This is a genomic window from Scleromatobacter humisilvae (assembly GCF_023231945.1).
Lineage (GTDB): Bacteria > Pseudomonadota > Gammaproteobacteria > Burkholderiales > Burkholderiaceae_C > Scleromatobacter > Scleromatobacter humisilvae.
Window position 1 is genome coordinate 842,261 of the sequence record NZ_JAJLJH010000002.1, and the last position, 7,707, is coordinate 849,967.

The window sequence follows — 7,707 nt, forward strand, 5'->3', positions numbered from 1 at the left end:
TGTGAATGAGGACGCGTGCGTGGGCCGTGGCGGGCCCCGTCGGCGAAGCAACGAGGCGCCACGTCCGGCGGGCGAGGTCTTACTTGGTCAGGATGAAGCCCTTGAGCTTCGCGAACGCCTGCTCCAGCAGCGCGATCTGCTGCTCCTGGTGCAGGTGGGCGTAGCCGACGGCCGGCGATGCCGAGGCCGGACGGCCGGCGTAGCCGAGCTTCTGGCCCTCGAGCATGTTCTCGTGGATGTAGTGCTGCACGAAGAACCAGGCGCCCTGGTTCTGCGGCTCGTCCTGGCACCACACGATCTCGGTCGCGTTCGCGTATTTCTTGACCTCGGCCTGGAACGCCTTGTGCGGGAACGGGTAGAGCTGCTCCACGCGGATGATCGCGACGTCGTGCGACTTGCGCTCGGCGCGCTTCTTGACCAGGTCGTAATAGACCTTGCCCGAGCAGGCGATGATGCGCTTGACCTTGCCCGCGTCCACCGACGCGTCGAGCTCGGGGATCACCGTGCGGAACTCGCCCTTGGTGAACTCCGACATCGGCGACGTGGCGTCCTTGTTCCGCAGCAGCGACTTCGGGGTCATGATGACCAGCGGCTTGCGGAACGCACGCACCATCTGGCGTCGCAGCAGGTGGAAGATCTGGCTGGCCGTCGTCGGCTGCACGACCTGCATGTTGGTGTCGGCCGACAGCTGCATGAAGCGCTCCAGGCGCGCCGAGCTGTGCTCCGGACCCTGGCCTTCGTAGCCGTGCGGCAGCATCATCGTCAGGCCGTTGGCGCGGCCCCACTTCACCTCGCCGGAGGCGATGAACTGGTCGATCACCACCTGGGCGCCGTTGACGAAGTCGCCGAACTGGGCTTCCCAGATGACCAGCGTGTTCGGGTCGGACGACGCATAGCCGAACTCGAAGGCCAGCACGGCCTCCTCGGACAGCAGCGAGTCGATGACGACGAACGGCGCCTGCTTGTCGGTGACGTTCTGCAGCGGCGTGTAGGTGCCGGTGTCGAACTTCTCGCGGTTCTGGTCGTGCAGCACCGCGTGGCGGTGGGTGAACGTGCCGCGGCCCGAGTCCTCGCCCGACAGGCGCACCGGGTAGCCGCTGGCCACCAGCGATGCGAACGCCATGTGCTCGCCCATGCCCCAGTCGACGTTGATCTCGCCCCGGCCCATCGCGGCGCGGTCGGCGATCACCTTCTCGACCAGCGGATGCAGCTTGAAGTTGCTCGGGATCGTCGTGATGCGCTCGGCCAGGCGCTTGAACTCGGCCACCGGCAGCGCGGTGTCGGCGGCGTCGGTCCACTTCTTGTGCAGGAACGGCGACCAGTCGACGGCGTACTTGCCCTTGAAGTTGGTCAGCACGGGGTCGCGCGTGTGGCGGCCGGCGTCCATCGCGGCGCGGAACTCCTTGACCATGTCGTCGGGGCCCGACTCCGGCAGCACGCCCTGGGCGACCAGCTTCTCGCCGTAGAGCTTGCGCGTGCCCGGGTGCACCGCGATCTTCTTGTACATCAGCGGCTGCGTCAGGCTGGGCGTGTCCTGCTCGTTGTGGCCCAGCTTGCGGAAGCAGACGATGTCGACGACCACGTCCTTGTTGAACTGCTGGCGGTAGTCGAGCGCGAGCTGCGTGCACAGCACGACCGCTTCCGGATCGTCGCCGTTGACGTGCAGCACCGGCGCCTCGATCATCTTGACGACGTCGGTGCAATACAGCGTGGAGCGCGTGTCGCGCGGGTCGGAGGTGGTGAAGCCGATCTGGTTGTTGATGACCAGGTGGACCGTGCCGCCCGTGTAGTAGCCACGCGTCTGCGCCAGCGCCAGCGTCTCCATGACCACGCCCTGGCCTGCGAAGGCCGCGTCGCCGTGGACGATGACCGGCAGCACCTGCAGGCCCTTGGCGTCGCCGCGGCGATCCATGCGCGCCTTGACCGAGCCTTCGGCCACCGGGTTGACGATCTCGAGGTGGGAGGGATTGAACGCCAGCGACAGGTGCACCGGGCCGCCGGCCGTGGTGATGTCGCTGGAGAAGCCCTGGTGGTACTTGACGTCGCCGGACGGCAGGTCTTCCGGCGCCGTGTGGTCGAACTCGGCGAACAGGTCCTTGGGCATCTTGCCCAGCGTGTTGACGAGCACGTTCAGGCGGCCGCGGTGGGCCATGCCGATGACGACTTCCTGCACGCCCTTGACGCCGGCGCGCTGCACCAGCTCGTCCATCGAGACGATGAAGCTCTCGCCGCCTTCGAGCGAGAAGCGCTTCTGGCCGACGAACTTGGTGTGCAGGTAGCGCTCGAGGCCTTCGGCCGCGGTCAGGCGGTCGAGGATGTGCTTCTTTTCCGCGGCGTTGTAGGTGGGCTTGCTGCGGATCGCCTCGATGCGTTCCTGCCACCAGCGCTTCTCACCGGGGTCGGTGATGTGCATGTACTCGGCGCCGATGGTGCCGCAGTAGGTTTCGCGCAGCGCCTGCAGGATCTGGCGCAGCGTCATGTTCTCGTTGGTCGAGAAATACGTGTTCGTCGCCGAGAACGTGATGTCCATGTCGGCTTCGGTCAGGTCGTAGAACGCCGGATCGAGCTCGGGGATGCGCGGACGCTCGGTGCGCTTGAGCGGATCGAGGTCGGCCCAGCGCGAGCCCAGGAAGCGGTAGGCGGCGATCAGCGACTGGACGTGGACCTGCTTGCGCGCGATGGCGAGGTCGGTCGAGCTGGCCTTGACGGCGAACGCATTGGCCTTGGCGCGTTGCGCGAAGGACTCGATCACCGGCGCGTGCGGGACGTCGCGGGAGTCGGAGCCGTCGGCGGCAGGAACGTGCTGCAGCGCGTCGAAATAGGCGCGCCACGTGTCCGGCACGGAGCCGGGGTTCTCGAGATAGGCCTCGTACATCTCCTCCACGTAGGGCGCGTTGCCGCCGAACAGGTAGGAGTTGGACCTGCTTTGTTCCATCATCTTTCGCTCACCTTTCGCTTCGGTTTCCGAAGCTACGATGGGTTGATCAACCTTCCGCGGCCCGGCTCAGCCGGTTGGCGGATTGCAAACGCCCTGCTGCTGTGGGGCCAGCAAGGGGACACAGAAGGACTGGGTACTCTTCAGACCATGAATGTAGCACTTACCCTGAGATGCTGCCGGACCCGGTCTGCCACGGAAACGTGGACTTTCTCCGCCGACTCGACGATGCGGGCTTCTGTCACAGTCGCGCAACCCATGTCCCGCCAGGTCATCCGACTCCACCCCGCCGCCCCGGCCAAACCGCCCGAAGCCGCGCCCTGCAACGGCTGCGGCGTCTGCTGCGCGGCGGAGCCCTGCCCGATCGGAGTGCTCGTCAGTGGCCGCCGGACCGGTGCCTGCGCCGCACTGTTGTGGAATTCAGACGCCTCACTCTACCGCTGCGGCCTGGTCGACGCGCCGGGGACGGCGTTGCCCCGGCTGCCGGGCGTTCTCGCGCCGCTGGTCAGCCGGCTGGCCCGGCGCTGGATCTCGGCGGCGAGCGGGTGCGACAGCAGCCTGGTCGTCGAGTCCGCCTAGCTCGACCTTGCCAGCCCGGCCGGGCTGGATCAACATCAGGCAGCGCCGCACCGGGCCGCGCGCGGAAATGAGGGGGCCATGCCGTACTCGAACGTCTGGGAATCCCGCGGGGTCTGCACGCGCTTCTCCGGCACCGTCAGCGCCGGCGAGTACGTGCGCTCGGCCGAGGAGATCTGCGCCGACCCGCGCTTCGACGACCTGCGCTTCGTGATCAAGGACCTGCTCGCGATCGACGGCCATTCGATCGATCGCGAGGCCATCGACCCGATCGCCGCGATCCGCTACGGCGCGCGCTACACCAATCCGAACATCTACCTGATCGTGCTGACGACGGATGCGCGCCTGGCGCCGCTGGCCCAGCCGGGCCCGAAATCGTTCCTGCGCGGACTCTACGAGACCTGCGCGTTCGCCGACGAGGCCGCCGCCCGCCGCTGGCTCGCGGCCCAGCCGCCGCTGACGCGGCTAGGCAGCGCGCTCAAGCCCTGAGCGGCCCGCGAAGCGCTTCAATGCCGACGAGACACGGCGACCCCATACGCCGTGCGGTATCCTCCGATCCAACGTCGAGCACGCTTCCGGACCCAGCCTTCCGCATGATCGAACACGCCCACGTCGACCTGCTCGATGTCTCGAGCCGCCTCGTCCCGTTCACCGACGCCCACGACCCGCTGTGGAGCGGCGTGATGGTGCTCGGGCCGCACGAAGGCGCGCGCCTCGCCGCCGACGCCTGCCATGACTTGCTGGTGCTGAACGGCACGGTCGACATCGGCGCCGGCCGCGTGCTTGAAGGCGGCGACTTCGCGATACGCCACGGCGGCGCCGAGCTGTGCGCGGGCCCGGCCGGCGCCCAGGTGTTTGCGTACCGTGACGCGTCCGGCGCACGCTGCGACGAGATCACCGTGACGCGCGACGAGCGCCCGTGGCGCGAGGGCCGCACGCCTGGCATGTTGATCGCCAACCTGTGCACCGCGGGCCACGCGTTGAGCCTGGTCCTGTGGCAGCCGGGCACGCGCACGCGCCATCACGCGCATCCGGGCGGCGAGGAGATCTTCGTCGTCAAGGGCGAGCTGCTCGAAGCGCAGCAGCACCCGGCCGGCAGCTGGATCCGGCTGCACCCGGGCGCCTGGCACTCGCCGTTCGTGGAGACGCCCACGCTGATCCTGGTGCGCAGCGGCCACCTGAAGGCGCGCCGCCCCGCGCGCGAGGCGCGCGCGCAGGCGTGACGCGCGCTCAGGCGAGCGCGAGACGCGCGCGGGCCGCGGCGTATTCGTCGGCCAGGCGCTGCACGTACTGCGCGGTCGGCACGATGCTCTTCACGGCGCCGACGCCCTGCCCCGCACCCCAGATGTCCTTCCAAGCCTTGGCCGCGCCGGCACCGGCGAAGTTCATCTTGCTGGCGTCGCTGGTGGGCAGGTTGTCGGGGTCGAGGCCGGACGCGGTGATCGAGCCGCGCAGGTAGTTGCCCAGCACGCCGGTGAACAGGTTGGAGTAGACGATGTCGTCGCTGGTGGAGGCGACGATCATCTGCTTGTAGCCCTCGGAAGCGCGCGCCTCGTCGGTGGCGATGAAGGCCGAGCCGATGTAGCCGAAGTCGGCGCCCATCGCCTGCGCGGCCAGCACGCCGTCGCCGGTGGCGATCGCGCCCGACAGCGCCAGCGGGCCGTCGAACCATTCGCGGATCTCCTGGATCAGCGCGATCGGGTTCTTGACGCCCGCGTGGCCGCCGGCGCCCGTGGCCACCGCGATCAGGCCGTCCGCGCCCTTCTCGATGGCCTTGTGCGCGAAGGCGTTGTTGATGATGTCGTGCAGCACGATGCCGCCCCACGAGTGCACCGCGTCGTTGACGTCGGTGCGCGCGCCCAGCGACGTGATGACGATGGGCACCTTGTACTTCGCGCAGACCTGCATGTCGTGCTCGAGGCGGTCGTTGCTCTTGTGCACGATCTGGTTGATCGCGAACGGCGCGGACGGAGCCTCGGGATGCGCCTTGTCGTAGGCGGCCAGCGTCTCGGTGATCTCGGCGAGCCACTCGTCCAGCAGTTCGGCGGGACGCGCGTTGAGCGAGGGCATCGAGCCGACGATGCCGGCCTGGCACTGGGCGATCACCAGCTTCGGGTTGCTGATGATGAACAGCGGCGAGCCGATGACGGGCAGGCGCAGCTTGCTGAGGGCGGCGGGGAGCGGACGGCGGGTCATGGACATGTTCATGTTCAGAAGGCTTCGAGGGGCATGGCAAGGCAGCCGGCGGCGCCGTCGACGATCGAGTCGCGGACGCCAGGGGCCTTGCTGAGGATGTGGTCGCCGTAGAAGCGCGCGGTCGCGATCTTGGCGGTCATGAAGGCGGTGTCGTCGCCGGCGGCGAGCTTGTCGAGCGCGACGAGCAGCGCGCGACCGAGCTGCCAGCCGCCGACGAGGTTGCCCGCCAGCATCAGGTACGGCACCGAGCCGGCGAACGCGGCGTTCGGGCTGGACTTGGTGTTGCCGGCGATGAAGCCGACGGCGTCGAGGAAGGCCTCGCGCGCGGCGGTCAGGCGCTTGCCGAAGGCCTGGGCGTCTGCGTTCGACGAGGCGGCCAGCGCCTGCTCCGTCGGCTCGACGTGCGCGGCGATCGCCCTGGCGGCGGTGCCGCCGTCGCGCGCGGTCTTGCGGCCGACGAAGTCGTTGGCCTGGATCGCGGTGGTGCCTTCGTAGATCGTCAGGATCTTCGAGTCGCGCATGTACTGCGCGGCACCGGTCTCCTCGATGAAGCCCATGCCGCCGTGCACCTGCACGCCGAGACTGGCCACCTCGATGCTCATCTCGGTGGAATAGCCCTTGATGAGCGGCACCATGAACTCGTAGAACGCCTGGTTCTCGGCGCGCACGGCCGCATCGGGATGCTCGTGCGCCGCGTCGAACGCGCTCGCGCCCACCAGCGCCATCGCGCGGCAGGCCTCGGTGTAGGCGCGCATCGTCATCAGCATGCGGCGCACGTCGGGGTGGTGGATGATGGGCGCGGCGCTGTTCATCGAGCCGTCGACCGGGCGCGACTGCAGGCGGTCGCGCGCGTACGCCACGGCGTGCTGGTACGAACGCTCGGCCACCGCGATGCCCTGCACGCCGACGCCGAAGCGGGCCGCGTTCATCATGATGAACATGTACTCGAGGCCGCGGTTCTCCTGGCCGACCAGCGTGCCGATCGCACCACCGTGGTCGCCGAACTGGAGCACGCAGGTCGGGCTGGCCTTGATGCCCATCTTGTGCTCGATGCTGACGCAGTGGGCGTCGTTGCGCGCGCCCAGCGAACCGTCGGCGTTGACCAGGAACTTCGGCACGATGAACAGCGAGATGCCCTTCACGCCCTCGGGCGCGCCCTGCACGCGCGCGAGCACGAGATGGACGATGTTCTCGGCCATGTCGTGTTCGCCCCAGGTGATGAAGATCTTGGTGCCGAAGATCTTGTACGTGCCGTCGGCCTGCGGCTCGGCGCGGGTGCGCACCAGCGACAGGTCGGAGCCCGCCTGCGGCTCGGTCAGGTTCATCGAACCGGTCCATTTGCCCGAGAGCATGTTGGGCAGGAAGGTCTGCTTCTGCTCGTCGGAGCCGGCGGTCAGCAGCGCCTCGATCGCGCCGTCGGTCAGCAGCGGGCACAGCGCGAAGCTCACGTTGGCCGAGTTGATCATCTCGCCGCAGGCCGCGCCGATCAGCTTGGGCAGGCCCTGGCCGCCGAAGTCGGTCGGATGCTGCAGGCCTTGCCAGCCGCCCTCGCCGAACTGCTTGAATGCTTCCTTGAAGCCGGACGTGGCGATGACCTTGCCGTCCTTGAAGGTCGACGGATTGCGGTCGCCCTCGACGTTGAGCGGCGCGACCACGTCCTCGTTGAACTTGGCGCATTCCTCGAGCACCGCCTGCGCGGTGTCGTAGCCCGCGTCCTCGAACGCGGGCAGCTTCGTGAGTTCGTCGATGCCGGCCAGCTCCTTCATCACGAAGAGCATGTCCTTGACGGGGGCGCGGTAGGTCATTTCAGTCTCCAACTGGCAAAAAAAGGGGCGCCTCTGGCGAGCGCCCCTGGGGTCTTCCGCTGCAGGCGCGCTTACAGCGCCTTGATCATTTCGGGCACGGCGACGAACAGGTCGGCGACGAGCCCGTAGTCGGCCACCGAGAAGATCGGCGCTTCCTCGTCCTTGTTGATCGCGACGATCACCTTCGAGTCCTTC

Annotated in this window: 6 protein-coding genes and 1 pseudogene; 3 read left to right on the forward strand and 4 right to left on the reverse strand. The window is 68.3% G+C overall.

All coding sequences use genetic code 11. From position 1 onward, the window contains the following. Positions 1-79 precede the first annotated feature (79 nt). Positions 80-2,938: a 2-oxoglutarate dehydrogenase E1 component gene (locus LPC04_RS12990; protein WP_275682643.1), complete on the reverse strand. Its 2,859-nt coding sequence runs from the start codon at positions 2,936-2,938 to the stop codon at positions 80-82. 255 nt (positions 2,939-3,193) lie between these two features. On the opposite strand from LPC04_RS12990, the gene LPC04_RS12995 reads away from it, so the two are divergent. The 3 genes from LPC04_RS12995 (at position 3,194) to LPC04_RS13005 (ending at position 4,734) form a co-directional block, all read left to right on the forward strand. Then, on the forward strand, positions 3,194-3,514 hold the full coding sequence (locus tag LPC04_RS12995; RefSeq protein WP_275682644.1) for a hypothetical protein: 321 nt from the start codon (positions 3,194-3,196) through the stop codon (positions 3,512-3,514). A gap of 78 nt (positions 3,515-3,592) precedes the next feature. After that, a complete protein-coding gene (locus LPC04_RS13000) occupies positions 3,593-4,000 on the forward strand; it encodes a hypothetical protein (protein ID WP_275682645.1) in 408 nt (135 codons plus the stop codon). Between the two features lie 104 nt (positions 4,001-4,104). Next, positions 4,105-4,734, forward strand: coding sequence for a cupin domain-containing protein (locus LPC04_RS13005; protein ID WP_275682646.1), 630 nt, complete (start codon positions 4,105-4,107; stop codon positions 4,732-4,734). 7 nt (positions 4,735-4,741) lie between these two features. Here the strand turns inward: LPC04_RS13005 and LPC04_RS13010 are convergent, their stop codons facing one another. The 3 genes and pseudogenes from LPC04_RS13010 to LPC04_RS13020 form a co-directional block, all read right to left on the reverse strand. Beyond that, positions 4,742-5,707: an NAD(P)H-dependent flavin oxidoreductase gene (locus LPC04_RS13010; RefSeq protein ID WP_275682675.1), complete on the reverse strand. Its 966-nt coding sequence runs from the start codon at positions 5,705-5,707 to the stop codon at positions 4,742-4,744. Between the two features lie 14 nt (positions 5,708-5,721). After that, entirely contained in the window at positions 5,722-7,512 is a 1,791-nt protein-coding gene (locus LPC04_RS13015; RefSeq protein ID WP_275682647.1) for an acyl-CoA dehydrogenase, read from the reverse strand. A 71-nt stretch (positions 7,513-7,583) separates the two neighbouring features. After that, positions 7,584-7,707: pseudogene (locus LPC04_RS13020) on the reverse strand (electron transfer flavoprotein subunit alpha/FixB family protein); the annotation flags it as partial.

Excerpts from the sequence above, each read along its gene's own strand:
- LPC04_RS13015 (WP_275682647.1), bottom strand. The coding sequence starts at position 7,512 with ATGACCTACCGCGCCCCCGTCAAGGACATGCTCTTCGTGATGAAGGAG.
- LPC04_RS12990 (WP_275682643.1), bottom strand. The coding sequence starts at position 2,938 with ATGATGGAACAAAGCAGGTCCAACTCCTACCTGTTCGGCGGCAACGCG.
- LPC04_RS12995 (WP_275682644.1), top strand. The coding sequence starts at position 3,194 with ATGTCCCGCCAGGTCATCCGACTCCACCCCGCCGCCCCGGCCAAACCG.
- LPC04_RS13000 (WP_275682645.1), top strand. The coding sequence starts at position 3,593 with ATGCCGTACTCGAACGTCTGGGAATCCCGCGGGGTCTGCACGCGCTTC.
- LPC04_RS13010 (WP_275682675.1), bottom strand. The coding sequence starts at position 5,707 with ATGACCCGCCGTCCGCTCCCCGCCGCCCTCAGCAAGCTGCGCCTGCCC.
- LPC04_RS13005 (WP_275682646.1), top strand. The coding sequence starts at position 4,105 with ATGATCGAACACGCCCACGTCGACCTGCTCGATGTCTCGAGCCGCCTC.